The following is a 16764-nucleotide window of genomic DNA, read 5'->3' on the forward strand; positions in this document are numbered from 1 at the left end:
ACCTATATCTGTCGAACACAGATTGAGTCCATGCCCATTGAATGCCACAATGCCGGCCATGCAGACATCCGACCCCCTCCAGCCCCAACTCCCCCAACGCGACGTTATCAGCGTCTCTCAGCTGAATCGGCGCGCGCGCCAGTTGCTGGAAACTCACATGGCTTTACTGTGGGTGGAAGGTGAGATATCCAATTTTGCCCGCCCCTCCTCCGGGCACTGGTATTTCACCCTGAAGGATGCCAACGCCCAGGTTAAATGCGCCATGTTCCGCAATCGCAACCAGCGAGTGCGGAATGTCCCGCAACAGGGACAACAAGTATTACTGAGGGCTCGTGTAAGCTTGTATGAGGGGCGCGGCGACTATCAACTGATCGTAGAGCACATGGAAGATGCCGGCGAGGGAGCCCTACAGAGAGCTTTCGAGGCCCTTAAAGCACAACTGCATCAGGAAGGGCTGTTTGATCCAGCCTATAAAAAGCCTTTACCTGCACTGCCGGAGCACATTGGAGTCATCACCTCCCCCACAGGCGCTGCAATTCGCGACATATTGCATGTCCTGGCGAGGCGCTTTCCCTCCATCCCGGTTTCGATCTTTCCGGTCGCCGTTCAGGGGGCAGAGGCTGCGGGGCAAATTGTAAAAGCTCTGCATAACGCCAATCAGCAGAGCTCCTGCGACCTGCTCATTGTTGGTCGCGGCGGCGGTTCTCTGGAAGATCTTTGGCCATTTAACGAAGAAATCGTCGCCCGGGCCATTTTTGACAGCCGAATCCCCGTCATCAGTGCTGTCGGGCACGAAGTGGACATCACAATTTCAGATTACGTCGCGGACGTACGGGCACCAACACCTTCTGCTGCAGCTGAAGTCTGCACACCGAACGGACAAGAAATGCTGCAGCAATTTTACGGTTATGAAGCCTTGCTTGAGGATTCGATGGCACGCCGCCTGTCCCGAGCACAAGAGCGACTCACCGCATTTTCTTCCCGGTTACAGCACCCTCGTCAGAGGCTTCAAGCCCAGGCACAACACCTCGACAATCTGGAAATTCGCCTGCGCCAGAATATTCAGAGAATGCTGCAGCAACAGGGACAGCAACTGCGAGGCCTTACCGCACACCACGACAGCCTGAACCCCAAAAAAGCACTGGCCCAACACCAGAAACAGCTTAGCTATCTCGAACAGCGTCTTAAAACTGGCATTCAACACCAATTGAAAACCGCCCGCCAGGCTCTGGGCAAAAGCTCTGCCCTGCTCGACAGCGTCAGCCCTCTGAATATTTTACAGCGGGGCTATACCGTCACCACGGACAACAAGGGTCAGGTCATCCGCTCCAGTGAAGCGCTCCAGACAGGGGATACGATTGTCACTCGCCTTGCCAAAGGCAGTGTTGAATCGACCGTTACGAAGACAGGCGTCTGACCTATTTCAGACGTCTCGCCACAGACATTCGCCACAGACAATCCGCTATAGGCTATCGCTACGGCCGAGAAGTAGTCTGGCCACACTTCAGGTTCGCCGGCACAGCTACGTCCATTTGCGCAGGATTCGCGAGCTTGAGATTCTCCATCAATGACACATACTCGTCGACGTTACTCACCTGCAAGCGAGGATTAAAACGCTTTTCCTCGCCGATGGTACTGACTGTCCAGCCTTTATAATCATGTCCGGGATAAACCCATGTTGCATCAGGCAAGCTGAGCAAATGCTTAAGGCTGTGGTATTGGTCAGATGCATCACCGTTTTGAAAATCCGTGCGTCCCGTTCCCCGGATCAACAAAGTATCCCCGGTAAAGACACGATTCCCCTCTGGGCACCGAAGGTATAAGCAGTAGGAATCGTCCGTATGGCCCGGTGTATAAAGCACATCCAACAACAGCTCTCCCAAAGCAACCACATCTCCATGCCGAAAGGTTTTAGAAACACAAGCCGCGCCACTTTGCTCGCCCATCATCGTGACACAAGCAGTCATGTCACGCAGATCTCCCAAAGCCGTAACATGATCGGCATGCACGTGGGTATCCACTGCAACTTCCAGCTTCAACCCTAACTCCTTCAACAACTGCTGATAGAGGGGAATCTGCTCTTTAACGGGATCAATAATCAGAGCCTTTCCTTCATTACTGCCCAGTAAGTAGGTATAGGTCGAACTGTCACGATCAAACAATTGACGAAATATCATTTGTGTCTCCTTTCTTTCTCAGGCGGCTTTATTCCAAGGCATACGAGCCAACACCATAGCCATACCGCAAGTATCCGTAATACCAGCAAACACCAAACCAGCGCCGACAAATCCGGACAAAGCGTAAGCCCAAGGCGTCACAAATACTCCCGCAACCACACCCAGCAACACCAAAGCCCCTGCGGCTATGCGCACCTGGCGCTCAAGTGACATAACATTTTGCTCTCCACGCTCCTGCACGCTGGCAGGCAGAGCCTGAACACCTCCTGCCACCACACAGACTGGACTGGTTAGCTCAGAACAGATTTTATCTGCTGCCATTTCACTGCGTTTACCCGCCTGACAAATCAGATATACCGTACTATCCACCCCCAACGCCCTATCCAGCACAACCTCCTTTAACTGGTCTGCCGTTAAGTCCTGCAAGGGTAAATTGACGGATCCCTGACAACGCACACCGGCATATTCCGCACTGGTACGCACATCAACACACAGTGGGCGATCGTCGCTCTGAATACGCTTGGCAAATTCATCGGCCGATATCGTTTGATAGCTCATAACACATCCTCATCCGGACAAAATAACTCTTTCAACAAGGCAACCACACGCACGGCACGATCCCCATGAATGCGATAAAAAATAGTCTGACCTTCTCTCCGGGTCGCCACTAAATTGGCCTTACGTAAATTCGCCAAATGTTGCGAGAGAGCCGACTGGCTCAATGCTATCCTCTCGTTCAACTCACCCACTGACATTTCGCCATCAATTAAGGTACATACGATCATCAAGCGGTTGGGGTTGGCCAACTGCTGCAGAAGCGATGCAGCTTCTCCCGCATGAACTTGTAATCTGGAGAGATCCATAGACTTTCAAACCAAAGATATTAGATACCTCTAATATAAACCAATACATTAGATCCTGCTAATATAATATAGTAATAAAACGTATATCTATATGGCACGTCCGATATAAACAACTATGAGTGATCTGAGCAAAAAAAAGAGGCCATCAGGCCTCTTTTTTACTTTTTGAAAGCAAGCCTACAAGGCTTCACTCCTAGAAATTAAACTCCTTAATGTTTGAACTCATTAACGACTTCGTTCAGTGAATTGCCCATCACCAATAACTCTTTCCCTGCCGCCGAGGTATTATCACTTTGTTCTGTCAGGGTGTGGGAGATTTCCGCCACACGATTGACGTTGCGATTAATCTCTTCAGCCGCGTGGCTTTGCTCTTCAGCTGCGGTCGCAATCTGGGTATTCATATCATTGACCTGATGCATCATGTTATGAATATTAGCCAGAATCTCCGCTGAGCGGCTCACCAGGCTAATGCCGGTTTCTGCACGCTCATTGGAGCGTGTTACCTTGCCAACCACTTCGTGAGTACCGCTCTGGAACTCTGCAATGGTTTCGCGAATGGTTACCGTTGATTCTTGCGTGCGCTGAGCCAGGGTACGAACTTCGTCGGCAACTACGGCAAAACCTCTGCCCTGCTCTCCCGCACGAGCGGCTTCAATGGCAGCATTGAGGGCAAGCAGATTGGTTTGCTCAGCAATCCCCTGAATGGTGTCCAGAACCGTTTCGATGTTCTTGCTGTTTTCTTCCAGCGTGATCATAGCTGCTGCTGCCGCCTGAACCTCTTCTGTCAGCAACTGAATCTCACCTTTCGCCTCTTCGCCAGAGCGGGTGCCGTTCATGACTTCTTCCAGGGTCTGCGTGACGGTTGCCGCGGCCTCAGAGGCATTACGGGCAATTTCCTGAATAGTGCTGTTCATTTCGTTGACGGCCACCGAAGCTTGTTCCACTTCTCGATTTTGAGAAGCCGACAAATCTTGTAACTCAACGCTGGAACCTGACATCTGATGAGCAGCGGCACCGACTTGTGTTGCCGTTCCCTGAATTTGCTTCATCATTTCCTGCAACACATCCAGCATCCGATCGAAGGCGGCGCCCATCTGACCCAGCTCGTCGTTATTTGGATGGTTCAAACGAACACTCAGGTTGCGGGTTTCAACAATATTCACCATATTGTCTTTAAAGCGACCAATAGGCACAAAGATAGATCTGGATACCCAATAACTGAAACCGGCGACAACGACTATAACGAGCATTATCGCCACCATCAGCTGTGTTTTATCCTGCTCCAAAGCATCGATAATATTGGTGTCCAACTCATCCAGCATACTTTCAAATTGTTCTTCCATCGCATGAATAGCGCTTCGCATATCGCCTCTGACGCCATCACTTTTGCTAAGGCCAATCTCCTGTTCCGCGGCGACTAACTGATTAAAATCAGACGAGTAACGATCGATTAACACTAACGCCTGCTCGGCCACATCCGGAGCCAGCAGTAATTCAGCAGCAGCCTGTTCCACCAGGGATTTAAACGATTTAAGCTCTTCATCGAAGCGGGCCACGTACTTCATGTCGCGACGAAGCATAAAATCTTTTTCATGACGACGCAGCATAAGCATCGACACTTTAATTTCCGGGTTATCTGTCAGGTTTTGCTCAACTTCGTGAACCGCTTTGCGCAGTGTTCCGTACAGCCCGCTTTGGCTATCCAGTCCAATACGTTGCTGTATTTCAACCAACTGATTAAAGGTATCGCTGTAGGTTTGGATATAGCCTTCCATAACCAATAAGCTGGAAGTATCTACACCAGAACCTTCTAGCAATTGATCGACGGTCTTCAGTTGTCGCTCAGCTCGAACATAGTCCTGCTGGAAGCTTTCCAAATAGCTTAATTCCTTCCTGGCGATGAAATCTTTTTCTGCTCGGCGCAATTTGAGAATAGTCGCTTCTGTCCCCAATAGGACCCGTTCTGAAGCTTCCAGATTTTCTCGCGATGCAGAATTCATCACCACCAGCCCCCAAACAAGCAGTAGGCCCAGTACGGCGATAACTGCCACCATCAGCAGTTTATGTTTAATCGTTAGGGTCATTCGAAGTAATCCTGTGAGTCATAGAGTGATTCATAATTCTCTATATCGACTGCACAGAGCCTAAACTTTAGCCCGATAGGCCATCAATTCGGAATTAATGAGGCCTTGGCAAAGAAAAAATCAAGATCAAGAAGAAATCGCAAAAATATACCACCAGGAGCGATGGCAAAGGTTGAAGTATTTCAGAGGGTCACAGGAGAAAAGATTATTATGACGACACTTTTTGGGGAAGTTAACTGGCTTCCAGCAAGACGACAGCATGAGCCGCTATCCCCTCTTTGCGACCGGTAAAGCCCAGTTTCTCTGTGGTGGTCGCTTTAACATTCACCTGCCCCATCTCGGCATTCAGATCCTGAGCAATGTTATGAACCATGGATTCGATGTGTGGAGCCATCTTAGGCGCCTGTGCGATAACGGTCATATCGGCATTTGCCAGGCGATAGCCCTTGGATTTGACCTTGGCAAACACCATACGCAGCAAGGCTCTGCTGTCGGCATTTTTATAGTTCGCATCAGTATCCGGGAAGTGCTTGCCAATATCACCCAGTGCCACAGCTCCTAACAGAGCATCACAAAGCGCATGTAGCAACACATCCCCGTCGGAGTGAGCAACCAGCCCTCTCTCATGAGGAATCACCACACCGCCGATGATAATTTTTTCACCTTCGCCGAAAGCGTGAACGTCGTAGCCGTGACCAATGCGCATGCAATTACCTTGTCTAAATGTGTGATAACGAGACTAAAACCAGCATCGCTATTCGCTCTGCATTTTGAGAATCAACTCAGCCATGGGTATATCTTCGGGACGAGTCACTTTGATGTTGTCCCGACGACCTTCCACCATCAAGGGTACGTAACCCGCATTTTCCACTGCGGAAGCCTCATCGGTAATGGTTATCCCTTGCTGAAGAGCCGCACGCAGAGACCGGGCTAAAATTCCGTAGCGGAACATTTGCGGTGTTTGCGCCTGCCACAATACTCGCCGATCTACGGTTTCTTCGATACCGTAATTGTCATTCAGACGCTTGACGGTATCACTGACCGGAACTCCCAGAATACCACCGACCAGATGCTCTTCCAGCTTCTCAGTCAGTTCTTCAATATCCCTCAGATCGACACAGGGACGAGCCGCGTCGTGTACCAGCACCCAATCCAGAGGCTGCATGTGCTCATCGAGAGTATCCAGACCATTCAACACCGAGTCACAACGTTCCCGACCACCTTCAATGACTTTGATCTTGTCGTGATTAAAAACAGACAGCGTCGACCAATAGGAGTCCAGAGGATGTACCAGGACCACAATGCCATTCAGCTTTGGCAATTGCAGCAACCGTTCCAGGGTATGTTCAAGAATGGTTTTGTTGTTCAGTGTGAGGTATTGCTTGGGCTTATTAGCTCCCATGCGAGAACCCACACCGGCCGCCGGAACAATCACCCAGTAACCCTGACCGGATTGCCAGTAACCTTCTTCAGATAGGGAGTGTGACATACTGACGCTGTGGCCTTTTATTTTTTCTCGGAGGGGTCGACAACCATAAAGAAGGTTTCGTCTGGCTTGATCATACCCAGATCTTCTCTGGCTCGCTCTTCAACAGCATCAATGCCGGATTTCAGGCCTTTAACTTCTGTGGCCAGCACCCGGTTTCTATCGCGCAGACGTTCATTTTCAAGCGACTGTGTTTTGATTTCGTCATTCAGGCGTACTACATCCGCCAAGCTACCCTCACCCACCCACAGGCGGTATTGAAGACCAACCAGAAGAATCAGCAATATTGGGATAAGCCATTTCATAGCGAAACCAGACACACCTTGGAAGACAGTCCTAAGATACCACAATCATCGGACACGAACAGTGAGCTTCAGCCATTAAAAAACGAGGCGAGAAACAAAACAGGCCGGGAATACCGGCCTGTTTTAGCTGACACAGATTCAGACTTAGACTTTCTTGAATTCTGCGATGCCGCGGTACGGAGCTTTCTCAGCACCCAGTTCCGCCTCAATACGCAGCAGACGGTTATATTTGGATACGCGGTCAGAACGACACAGAGAACCCGTCTTGATTTGACCTGCAGCGGTAGCCACCGCGAGATCAGCAATCGTAGTATCTTCAGTTTCACCAGAACGGTGAGAGATAACTACAGTGTAACCCGCATCCTTGGCCATTTTGATGGCGTCCAGAGTTTCGGACAAACTGCCAATTTGGTTGAATTTAATCAGAATGGAGTTAGCAACACCCTTCTCAATACCCTCTTTCAGGATCTTGGTGTTGGTTACGAAAAGATCGTCACCCACCAGCTGGATTTTTTCGCCCAGCTTATCGGTCTGATATTTCCAACCGTCCCAATCGGACTCATCCAAACCATCTTCAATGGAAATAATCGGATATTGCTCACACAGCTCAGCCAGGAAATCACTGAAACCTTCGGAGCTGTAGACTTTACCTTCACCAGACAGGTCGTATTGACCGTCCTTGTAGAATTCGGACGCGGCGCAATCCAAAGCCAGGGTCACATTGTCACCCAGTTTGTAGCCTGCATTTTCAGTAGCTTCTTTAATGACAGCCAGGGCATCAGCGTTAGAAGCCAGATCCGGAGCAAAACCACCTTCATCACCGACAGCGGTGTTCAGGCCTTTGCCACTCAGTACTTTTTTCAGGGAATGGAAGATTTCCGCACCGGCTTGAAGAGCTTCTGAGAAGGTCTTGGCGCCAACTGGCTGGACCATAAATTCCTGAATATCGACGTTGTTGTCGGCGTGCTCACCACCGTTGATGATGTTCATCATCGGTACGGGCATAGTGTACTGACCCGGAGTGCCATTGATGTCGGCGATGTGCTGATACAACGGAATGTTTTTGTCGGCTGCAGCGGCTTTGGCTGCTGCCAGGGAGACTGCCAGAATAGCGTTAGCACCGAAGTTAGCTTTATTCTCGGTGCCATCCGCATCGATCATTGCCTGATCCAATCCGCGCTGATCTGCTGCATCCATACCCACCAGCAGGTCTTTGATAGAGGTATTAACGTTAGCAACGGCTTTCAAAACGCCTTTACCCAGGTAACGACCTTTGTCACCATCGCGCAATTCCAGGGCTTCACGAGAACCGGTTGATGCTCCGGAAGGTGCACACGCAGAACCAACCACACCTGATTCCAGAATGACATCGGCATTGACAGTTGGGTTGCCACGAGAATCCAGCACCTCGTAGGCTTTGACATCAACAATCTTACTCATTTCAGCAAACTCTCCGTTTGTATAATGATGAAACGCTCAACAAGAAATAGATGACCATCCCTCGCTTCACATCTCGAACTATTAAATTCTGTTGTAACTGTATTCTATTCGAGCTGCATTCAATTCTGTTCTAGCGGTATCAAATTCTGCTAAAAAATGTATTAAATGCGTCTCTGTAGCTATCCAGTCAAACCACCCGTTAACGGATATCCAAAGCAGGCAGGTTTTTAATCACGGCATCCACAGCTTTCATCTCGGCCAGGAAAGGCTCCAGCTTGTCCAGAGGCAAGGCGCTCGGACCATCGCATTTCGCCTGATCCGGATCAGGGTGCGCTTCCAGGAACAATCCAGCCAGACCCGTCGCAAGACCAGCACGACCCAACTCAGCCACTTGATGGCGTCGACCACCGGAAGCGGCACCCATAGGATCGCGACACTGCAAGGCGTGGGTCACGTCAAAGATCAAAGGTGCACCACCACTGACTTCTTTCATGGTACGGAAGCCCAGCATGTCTACCACCAGATTATCGTAACCAAAGCAGCTGCCGCGCTCGCACAGCATGACCTGCTCGTTGCCGCATTCCGCAAACTTGTCGACGATGTTTTTCATCTGTCCGGCACTGAGGAATTGTGGCTTTTTAATATTGATGACTGCGCCGGTCTTGGCCATGGCTTCAACCAGGTCGGTCTGGCGAGCCAGAAACGCTGGCAACTGAATCACATCACACACATCAGCCACAGGCTGACATTGGTAGATTTCGTGGACATCGGTAATGACGGGAACATTAAAAGTCTGTTTGATTTCTTCGAAAATCTTCAGACCTTCTTCCATTCCCGGGCCTCGGTACGAGTGCACTGAGGAACGATTGGCCTTATCGAAGGACGCCTTAAAAACGTAAGGAATACCGAGCTTTTCAGTCACTTTGACGTACTGCTCGGCCACTTGCATGGCCATATCACGGGATTCCAAAACATTCATGCCGCCAAACAAGGTAAACGGCTTGTCGTTGGCGACTTCGAGCCCCTGAACCGCGATCGTCTTACTTTTCATAGATTCCCTTAGAAACGTTTACTATCAAAAAGACCGTCTAGTATTAAATGACCGTTCCAGTATTAAATAACCGCTCTAGTATTAAGAGGAACGCTTGTTATCGAGCGCCGCCTGGATGTAGCTGGTAAACAGCTTGTGTCCATCACGAGGTGTTGAGGTGAATTCAGGGTGGAACTGACAAGCCACAAACCAGGGGTGGTCTTCGATTTCGACCATCTCAACGAGGTTGTCATCCGCAGACCAGCCACCGATTTTCAAACCGCCTTTTTGCAACTGATCCACATAATTGTTGTTCACCTCGTAGCGATGACGATGACGTTCGACAATCACGTCGGCATCGTACACTTCACGAGCTTTACTGCCCGGAACCAGACGGCATTCCTGAGCACCCAAACGCATGGTGCCACCCAAATCAGAAGCTTCATCGCGCTTTTCGACATCACCATCAGCGGTCACCCACTCGGTGATCAAACCAATCACAGGGTTTTTGGTGTCCTTGGAGAATTCCGTACTGTTGGCGTCTTTCAGACCCAGGACATTACGGGCAAATTCAATCACGACCGATTGCATACCCAAGCAGATCCCCAGATACGGAACCTTGTTCTCTCGAGCATACTGAACAGCCTGCAGCTTGCCATCCATGCCGCGCTCGCCAAAGCCACCGGGCACCAGGATCGCATCGACGCCTTCAATCAGGGAAGTGCCTTCCGTTTCGACGTCTTCCGCATTGATGTACTTCATGTTCACTTTAGTACGGGTGTGGATGCCGGCGTGAGTCAGTGATTCGTTCAAAGACTTGTAGGCGTCCAGCAGCTCCATGTACTTACCCACCATCGCAACAGTGATTTCGTGCTCAGGGTTCAGTTTGCCATCAACCACACGATCCCATTCGGACAAATCGGCGTCTGGCGCTTCCAGACCGAAATTTTCCAGAACGATTTCGTCCAGCTTGTAGTCTTTCAGCATTTGCGGAATGGAGTAGATGGTTTTGGCGTCTGGCAAAGGCACAACAGCGCGCTCGGCGACGTTGGTAAACAGGGCAATCTTGCGACGGGACTCTTCATCCACTTCCCGCTCGGAGCGACACAACAGGATTTCCGGCTGTACACCAATGGAACGCAGCTCTTTCACTGAGTGCTGAGTCGGCTTGGTTTTGGTTTCGCCAGCAGTGGCAATATAAGGCACCAAAGTCAGATGAATCCACTGAGCACGTTCACGACCCAGTTCAACTTTCAGCTGACGGGCGGCCTCAAGGAAAGGCTGGGATTCAATGTCACCTACAGTACCGCCGATTTCCACCAGAGCGATGTCCGCATCGCGACCGCCTTCCAATACACGGCGCTTGATTTCGTCAGTAATGTGCGGGATCACCTGCACGGTGCCACCCAGATAGTCACCGCGGCGCTCTTTGCGCAGCACGGTTTCATAGACCCGGCCGGTGGTAAAGTTATTGCGGCGGCTCATTTTGGTACGAATAAAGCGCTCGTAGTGTCCGAGGTCGAGGTCGGTTTCAGCGCCATCTTCAGTCACATAAACTTCACCGTGCTGGAAAGGACTCATGGTACCAGGATCGACGTTGATGTACGGATCGAGCTTTAAGACCGTTACTTTCAGGCCTCTGGATTCCAGAATAGCACCCAGAGAAGCGGAGGCGATGCCCTTACCCAAAGAAGAAACAACACCACCAGTTACGAAGATATATCGCGTCATAAGAACCTTGCTGAATTAACGATCAAATATTGGGGTAAGGCCGCTTGAAATCATCGTTGAGTTCCGGATTGAAAGACCGTCTTCGTCACACTCAGATGACCGTCTCAACAGGAACTACAGCAAGCCCTTAAGATGGGACGCCAGTCTACCGGAAAGCCCTCTTTGCCTCAATCGGAAATAGGGCTGTCCACAAAGGAAATCAGACTGAAACGGACATTTCGCGGACTTTTCGGGCAGACAGCAAACAGCGAACGCTCAAATGGCTTGATCTATCCCTATTCCACCCCATCCAAACTCCGCCATATAAGTCGATAACCCGGCTCTGAATCGGCCTCCCAACCTTTGCAATGCCACAGGTCTGCGACCACAGCAATTTCACCATTGACCCACAACAGCGGGAGCTTGCTGCGCAGCCAGGGCTCTATATCGGCCTCTTGCAGCAGCTTTTTCAAGGTTTGAGAGCGATCCCTCCAGCTGGGATGGCAACGCTCACCCCCCAGACGCGCAGATACCTGGAATCCTTGGGCGGGTAACCTGAACCCTCCCTGCTCTACTGATTCCAGACTGAGCGACCAGCCGCCCCACTGTAAGGGCGCCCGGCCATCCCACAGCTGGGCGGGTACTGGCGCGCTACTAATCTTATCTTCCTGAAGCAAAAACAGCCGTTGTCGGGATCGCCGCAACCGGACACCTCCCCACTCCACCTCCGCCGAGCTGTCTTCTCGCCCCTCAATCAGCTGATGCTCTACTTCCTGCAAATGAACACGCTCCGGCAAAGGCAGACCCTGTTGCTCCAGCCAATACCGCAGGAGATTACCACGGCGAAAGGATGACAATGCCTTTAACGCCGTCAAACTGATACTGCTGCCCAATCGCTCCGGACGCCATTCCATCCGCAGCCAATCTTCGGTAGCGACCTCTTGCACCAATTCCTCAGACTGACGACACAGACCGGCACTCTGCTGCCACTGCTCGGCAAAGTCCGGCCAGCGCTCCCGCACAGCGGGCAGAACCTGATGTCGCAAGTAATTGCGATCAAAGCTGAGAGAGCTGTTGCTGTCATCCTCGACCCAGGACAAAGACCATTGCCGGGCCTGCTCTTCCAGCGTGGTACGACTGACACCCAAAAGCGGCCGATACAACACGCCTTTCGCCACTGAGCGCTGATCAGTCATCGCCGACATTCCTTTCGGACCACTGCCCCGCATCAACCTCAGCAACAGCGTTTCGGCCTGATCGTCTTGATGATGAGCCAACAACAGAGCATCTCCTGACGCCAAATGCCGTTCGAAAGCCTCGTAACGGGCTTGTCTGGCGGCGTCTTCCAGGCCACGTCCATCCGCCTTAACCCGTACCCTCTCGACGACCAATTCCACGCCGAGATCATCGCACTGCTTCTGACAGTGGCTCTGCCACTCCTCTGCGTGATCTGACAAGCCATGATTCACATGCAGAGCTACAACTGGCTGAGGAGGACCCACTGACACCAGCCCTTTCAACAGCACCGCCGAATCCAGCCCGCCACTGTAAGCCACCCACCAGCGCTTGACCTCGGGATGGGCTGTGACAAACTTCTGTACAATATCGGAAACGCTTGGCATAAATTTCACTGTTAGGCTTTCATTTGGCCCAATTCTATCAGCCATTTGGCTCAATTCTATCAGCTGCCCTACAATGCTCCCATTGAGTCTTACTCAACCATCGCTATAAACCCTTTTCTCAAACACACTGGCAACTATCTCTCATGAGTACAGAAGCAGACGCATCCCCTAGCACCCCACACACTCTGCCTTACGGCAGCTGGCCATCGCCTATAACCAGCGACTTGCTGACACAACAAAGTGTGCGCCTGGGAGAACCTCAAATATCCTCTGACGGCAGCTACTGGATTGAATCCAGGCCTCAGGAACAAGGTCGCTGCGTGTTGATGTTTCAGGCATTTGGTGAAGACTCTAACGCGCAGGAAGTCTTGCCTACAGACATCAGCGTTCGCACCAAGGCCCATGAATATGGCGGCGCCAGCTATTTGGTCTCGGACCAGGGATTGTTTTACGTCGACGCCAACGATCAACGGGTGTATCAATGGACGGGCACCGATTCCATCCCTCTCACCCCTCAAGGCCCCTTTCGCTACGCAGACTTTTGTCTGGACCCACACCGTCAACGCCTGCTCTGTGTCCGCGAAGATCATCGACTGGCCGGGCAAGAGGAAATCAACGAGCTAGTCGCAATTGATCTGGACATCAGCACCCCCAAGGATGTTGAAGTGCTGGTCAGTGGACATGATTTCTTTTCCAATCCGGGCCTGTCACCGGACGGCGCCCACCTGAGCTGGCTGTGTTGGGACCATCCCCACATGCCTTGGGACACCACCGAGTGCTGGCTGAGCCCGCTGGACAGTGACGGCCTGCCATCCAACCCGCTGTTGGTAGCCGGCGGTCAGGGCGAGTCGGTCTTTCAACCCCAGTGGAGCCCTTCCGGCCAGCTGTTTTTGGTGTCGGATCGCACTAATTGGTGGAATCTTTATCGTCTGGATGAAGAGGGCTTAACCGCCATCACCAACATCGACGCAGAATTCGCCACCCCGCAGTGGGTGTTTGGCATGTCCACTTACAGCTTTCTCAGTGGGCACGAGATTCTGGCCTGCTTCACTCAGCACGGTCAGTGGCAGCTGGCGTACATTGATGCCTATCAATACACCTGCCAGCCTCTGGAAACGGATTTTACCGACATCAGCCAGATTCAAAGCTTAAACCAGCGCAGCGTGTTTCTGGCTGCAAATCCGGCTCAAGCCAGTCAGTTGATGCAGCTCTCCGGCACGCTGGTGGAATCCATGCAGTGTCTTGCGCAATCCAACAGCACACCTCTGGATGCCCGGTTTATCAGCCAGCCACAAGCCGTGAGTTTTGCTACCGGTTCAGCAGGCACTGCTACCGCTCACGCTTTTTACTACCCGCCCTGTAATCCTGACGTCACGAGTCCTGAAGATGGCGCCCCTCCTCTGGTGGTGCTCTGTCATGGCGGTCCCACTGGCGCGACCGAAACCGGACTCAATCTAAAGATTCAGTACTGGACCAGCCGTGGCTTTGCCGTGATTGATGTCAACTATCGCGGCAGCACCGGCTACGGCCGTGAATACCGCGAACAACTCAATCGGGCATGGGGGGTACACGATGTGGAAGACGTCTGCGCTGCGGCCAACTACCTGATTGATCAAGGCCTCGCCAATCCAGATCAAGTTGCCATTAAAGGCAGCAGCGCAGGCGGCTATACCGTTCTGGCTGCCCTCACCTTCAGCGACACCTTTAAAGCCGGTGCCAGCCTATACGGCATTGGAGATCTTGAGACTCTGGCGACCGATACCCACAAGTTTGAATCCCGCTACCTCGACACTCTGGTTGGTGACTACCCCGAGGAACAACCGCTCTATCTTGAACGTTCCCCCATTCATCACGCCGAACAACTCAACTGCCCGGTGATCTTTTTTCAGGGACTAGATGACAAGGTCGTCCCTCCCAATCAAGCCCAGGCAATGGTCGATGCGTTGGACAGAAAACAGGTGCCAGTAGCGTATGTGCCTTTCGCCGGTGAAGGTCATGGCTTCCGGATGGCCAGCAGCATCCAGCGCTGCCTGGAAGCCGAATGGAGCTTTTATGGTCAGGTATTTGGCTTTGATGTTCCCGGCAGCATTGAAGCCGTTGAAGTTAAAAACCTGTCTGCAGACGACCCTGGAGAACAACGCTGATGGGACGTTGGCGGCCACCCCGCGGCAGAGGCTCAACCTACATCACCCCACAGGGCGCTCAGCGTTTGCAGGAAGAACTCACTCAACTGTGGAAAGTTGAACGCCCACAGGTCACAGATGTGGTTCACGAAGCGGCCAAAAACGGCGATCGCTCCGAGAACGGAGATTATATCTATGGCAAGCGGCGACTGCGGGAAATTGACAGCCGTGTGCGTTTCCTGACAAAACGGCTGGACGAACTCACCGTCGTTGACCGCATACCCGACGATCGCGAAAAGGTTTTCTTTGGCGCTTACGTCACTCTGGCGGATGACAACGGTGATGAAATCACCTATCAAATTGTCGGACCGGACGAATTCAATGTAAAAGAAGGCAAACTCAGTATGGACGCTCCACTGGCTCGTCAATTACTGGGCAAGCGTTTGGATGATGAAATCGTGCTGCGACTGCCCGAGGGAGAGCAACGCTACGACCTGGTTGATATCCACTATCAGGAATACGAGTGATCTCTACTATCAGGGAGACTCAAGCCTGCTAACACTGTAAAGATTAGTTTGGAGAGGCTAATGAGAGTCATTCCTCCCTAACCATTCTGCCCATCTTTATATACACTATTGTTGAGTATTCATTGGCCGGCACCCCGCCCGGCCACCACTTGTCAGTGTTCTGTCGTTGGATAAGCGGTCTGTCGTTGGATAAGTGGTCTGTCGCGGGATCATGGAAAAGGTTTTGATTTGATGGAACGGTGTTATTCAGGTTTTCAGTTTTGTACTCTCAACCCAATTAAAAACTGTCTTTATGGACTAGTGGCGGCTGCCCTGCTGCTGGTGCAGAACTCCCAGGCACAACAACCGACTCCTGTAACCATCTCGCTCCCAAAAACCGCAATTCCAACCTATCAACTCAGCCTGACTGGCAATCTGGTCTCTGCACAGCACGCAAATCTATCCACCCGAATTGAGGGACTGGTATCCGAGGTTAATGTCGATGTCGGCGATCAGGTGGCCGCTGGCGATATTTTGTTGACGCTGGATCCGGCTTTGGCGCAACACGTACTGCAGCAATACTCGGCTGCGACTGCAGCTGCACAAGCGACTTATCAGGAAGATATCCGACTGGTCAAAGAAGCCGAGCGCCTGACCAAACAAAACCACTTACCCCAAAATGAACTGACATTGCGCAAGGCCGCTCTTGCCACATCCAGCGCACTTTTGGATGCCGCCAAAGCCGAACAACAGGCTCAGGCCGCTCGATTGGCATGGCACAAACTGGCTGCCCCTTTTGATGGCGTCATCAGTCGTAAATTGACCGAATCCGGCGAATGGATCACTCCGGGCACCTCCGCCTTTGAACTGGTCTCTACCGACAAAGTTTATCTGGATGTTCAGGTTCCCCAAGAGCGTTTTTCCCAACTCAAGCCAAACACCCCAGTACACATTCGCCCGGACACCTCAAACCAAACACAAACAGAGGGCCGGATCGCCGCTATTGTTCCCGTGAGTAATAGCGGCTCGCGTACCATTCAGGTACGGCTGGTCATGGAAAACGCACAGCACACACTTCTGCCTGGCACCTCTGCCACGGCGGTTTTTGAGTTTTCTCCCAGCGATGAGAAATCCCTGATGATTCCCCGGGATGCTTTATTGCGCAGTCCGGATGGCAGCTTCAGTGCATTTGTCGTGAGCGAACAGGGTGATCAGCTACTGGCAGAGCGTCGTAAATTGCAGCTCGGCCTGCAGAGTAATGGTTCGGTTGAGGTACTCGATGGACTGAAAGCGAACGACAGAGTTGTCGTTCGCGGCAACGAGATTCTGCGACACAACCAGCCTGTGAGTATTCAGTCCACAACGGAAAGCGTTGAGCTGCACACAGCACCCTAATCAACCATAACGCGCTAGTCAGC

Annotated in this window: 15 protein-coding genes; 4 read left to right on the plus strand and 11 right to left on the minus strand. The window is 51.7% G+C overall.

The genetic code is table 11. The features are described from left to right. The first annotated feature begins 58 nt into the window (after positions 1-58). The gene (gene xseA, locus ACTG33_RS01775) at positions 59-1417 is read left to right on the plus strand and encodes an exodeoxyribonuclease VII large subunit (RefSeq protein ID WP_439133483.1); all 1359 of its coding nucleotides are present in this window, start codon (positions 59-61) and stop codon (positions 1415-1417) included. 58 nt (positions 1418-1475) lie between these two features. Here the strand turns inward: xseA and ACTG33_RS01780 are convergent, their stop codons facing one another. The 11 genes from ACTG33_RS01780 to tilS all read right to left on the minus strand — a co-directional run bounded on the left by ACTG33_RS01780 (position 1476) and on the right by tilS (position 12717). Then, positions 1476-2177, minus strand: coding sequence for an MBL fold metallo-hydrolase (locus ACTG33_RS01780; protein ID WP_439133456.1), 702 nt, complete (start codon positions 2175-2177; stop codon positions 1476-1478). Between the two features lie 18 nt (positions 2178-2195). Beyond that, a complete protein-coding gene (locus ACTG33_RS01785) occupies positions 2196-2735 on the minus strand; it encodes a rhodanese-like domain-containing protein (protein WP_439133457.1) in 540 nt (179 codons plus the stop codon). Further along, positions 2732-3040 carry a metalloregulator ArsR/SmtB family transcription factor gene (locus tag ACTG33_RS01790; RefSeq protein WP_439133458.1) on the minus strand — a complete coding sequence of 103 codons (309 nt, stop codon included), beginning with the start codon at positions 3038-3040 and terminating at the stop codon, positions 2732-2734. Before ACTG33_RS01790 ends, ACTG33_RS01785 begins: the two co-directional genes overlap by 4 nt. Positions 3041-3249: 209 nt before the next feature. Then, positions 3250-5124, minus strand: a complete 1875-nt coding sequence (locus ACTG33_RS01795) for a methyl-accepting chemotaxis protein (RefSeq protein WP_439133459.1) — start codon at positions 5122-5124, stop codon at positions 3250-3252. Between the two features lie 232 nt (positions 5125-5356). Beyond that, entirely contained in the window at positions 5357-5830 is a 474-nt protein-coding gene (gene ispF / locus ACTG33_RS01800; protein WP_439133460.1) for a 2-C-methyl-D-erythritol 2,4-cyclodiphosphate synthase, read from the minus strand. A 48-nt stretch (positions 5831-5878) separates the two neighbouring features. Then, the gene (gene ispD / locus ACTG33_RS01805; protein ID WP_439133461.1) at positions 5879-6613 is read right to left on the minus strand and encodes a 2-C-methyl-D-erythritol 4-phosphate cytidylyltransferase; all 735 of its coding nucleotides are present in this window, start codon (positions 6611-6613) and stop codon (positions 5879-5881) included. Positions 6614-6630: 17 nt separating this feature from the next. Continuing rightward, the gene (gene ftsB / locus ACTG33_RS01810) at positions 6631-6915 is read right to left on the minus strand and encodes a cell division protein FtsB (protein WP_439133463.1); all 285 of its coding nucleotides are present in this window, start codon (positions 6913-6915) and stop codon (positions 6631-6633) included. Positions 6916-7059: 144 nt separating this feature from the next. Then, positions 7060-8355: a phosphopyruvate hydratase gene (eno, locus tag ACTG33_RS01815; RefSeq protein ID WP_439133464.1), complete on the minus strand. Its 1296-nt coding sequence runs from the start codon at positions 8353-8355 to the stop codon at positions 7060-7062. 199 nt (positions 8356-8554) lie between these two features. Then, on the minus strand, positions 8555-9406 hold the full coding sequence (kdsA, locus tag ACTG33_RS01820) for a 3-deoxy-8-phosphooctulonate synthase (protein WP_439133465.1): 852 nt from the start codon (positions 9404-9406) through the stop codon (positions 8555-8557). Between the two features lie 81 nt (positions 9407-9487). Next, a complete protein-coding gene (locus ACTG33_RS01825; RefSeq protein WP_439133466.1) occupies positions 9488-11116 on the minus strand; it encodes a CTP synthase in 1629 nt (542 codons plus the stop codon). Positions 11117-11391: 275 nt separating this feature from the next. Next, positions 11392-12717 carry a tRNA lysidine(34) synthetase TilS gene (tilS, locus tag ACTG33_RS01830; protein ID WP_439133467.1) on the minus strand — a complete coding sequence of 442 codons (1326 nt, stop codon included), beginning with the start codon at positions 12715-12717 and terminating at the stop codon, positions 11392-11394. Between the two features lie 143 nt (positions 12718-12860). On the opposite strand from tilS, the gene ACTG33_RS01835 reads away from it, so the two are divergent. The 3 genes from ACTG33_RS01835 (at position 12861) to ACTG33_RS01845 (ending at position 16741) form a co-directional block, all read left to right on the plus strand. Continuing rightward, the gene (locus ACTG33_RS01835) at positions 12861-14861 is read left to right on the plus strand and encodes a prolyl oligopeptidase family serine peptidase (RefSeq protein WP_439133468.1); all 2001 of its coding nucleotides are present in this window, start codon (positions 12861-12863) and stop codon (positions 14859-14861) included. Further along, complete coding sequence (gene greB / locus ACTG33_RS01840) at positions 14861-15367, plus strand: transcription elongation factor GreB (RefSeq protein ID WP_439133469.1); 507 nt, start codon at positions 14861-14863, stop codon at positions 15365-15367. The genes ACTG33_RS01835 and greB overlap by 1 nt, the downstream gene beginning before the upstream one ends. A 231-nt stretch (positions 15368-15598) precedes the next feature. Further along, positions 15599-16741, plus strand: coding sequence for an efflux RND transporter periplasmic adaptor subunit (locus ACTG33_RS01845; RefSeq protein ID WP_439133470.1), 1143 nt, complete (start codon positions 15599-15601; stop codon positions 16739-16741). Positions 16742-16764 lie beyond the last annotated feature (23 nt).

This window comes from Pseudomaricurvus sp., assembly GCF_965662505.1.
Taxonomy (GTDB): Bacteria; Pseudomonadota; Gammaproteobacteria; order Pseudomonadales; family Cellvibrionaceae; genus Pseudomaricurvus.

Excerpts from the sequence above, each read along its gene's own strand:
- ispD (WP_439133461.1), bottom strand. The coding sequence starts at position 6,613 with ATGTCACACTCCCTATCTGAAGAAGGTTACTGGCAATCCGGTCAGGGT.
- tilS (WP_439133467.1), bottom strand. The coding sequence starts at position 12,717 with ATGCCAAGCGTTTCCGATATTGTACAGAAGTTTGTCACAGCCCATCCC.
- ACTG33_RS01825 (WP_439133466.1), bottom strand. The coding sequence starts at position 11,116 with ATGACGCGATATATCTTCGTAACTGGTGGTGTTGTTTCTTCTTTGGGT.
- ispF (WP_439133460.1), bottom strand. The coding sequence starts at position 5,830 with ATGCGCATTGGTCACGGCTACGACGTTCACGCTTTCGGCGAAGGTGAA.
- ACTG33_RS01790 (WP_439133458.1), bottom strand. The coding sequence starts at position 3,040 with ATGGATCTCTCCAGATTACAAGTTCATGCGGGAGAAGCTGCATCGCTT.
- ACTG33_RS01845 (WP_439133470.1), top strand. The coding sequence starts at position 15,599 with ATGGAACGGTGTTATTCAGGTTTTCAGTTTTGTACTCTCAACCCAATT.
- xseA (WP_439133483.1), top strand. The coding sequence starts at position 59 with ATGCAGACATCCGACCCCCTCCAGCCCCAACTCCCCCAACGCGACGTT.
- ACTG33_RS01785 (WP_439133457.1), bottom strand. The coding sequence starts at position 2,735 with ATGAGCTATCAAACGATATCGGCCGATGAATTTGCCAAGCGTATTCAG.
- ACTG33_RS01780 (WP_439133456.1), bottom strand. The coding sequence starts at position 2,177 with ATGATATTTCGTCAATTGTTTGATCGTGACAGTTCGACCTATACCTAC.
- ftsB (WP_439133463.1), bottom strand. The coding sequence starts at position 6,915 with ATGAAATGGCTTATCCCAATATTGCTGATTCTTCTGGTTGGTCTTCAA.
- eno (WP_439133464.1), bottom strand. The coding sequence starts at position 8,355 with ATGAGTAAGATTGTTGATGTCAAAGCCTACGAGGTGCTGGATTCTCGT.
- kdsA (WP_439133465.1), bottom strand. The coding sequence starts at position 9,406 with ATGAAAAGTAAGACGATCGCGGTTCAGGGGCTCGAAGTCGCCAACGAC.
- greB (WP_439133469.1), top strand. The coding sequence starts at position 14,861 with ATGGGACGTTGGCGGCCACCCCGCGGCAGAGGCTCAACCTACATCACC.
- ACTG33_RS01795 (WP_439133459.1), bottom strand. The coding sequence starts at position 5,124 with ATGACCCTAACGATTAAACATAAACTGCTGATGGTGGCAGTTATCGCC.
- ACTG33_RS01835 (WP_439133468.1), top strand. The coding sequence starts at position 12,861 with ATGAGTACAGAAGCAGACGCATCCCCTAGCACCCCACACACTCTGCCT.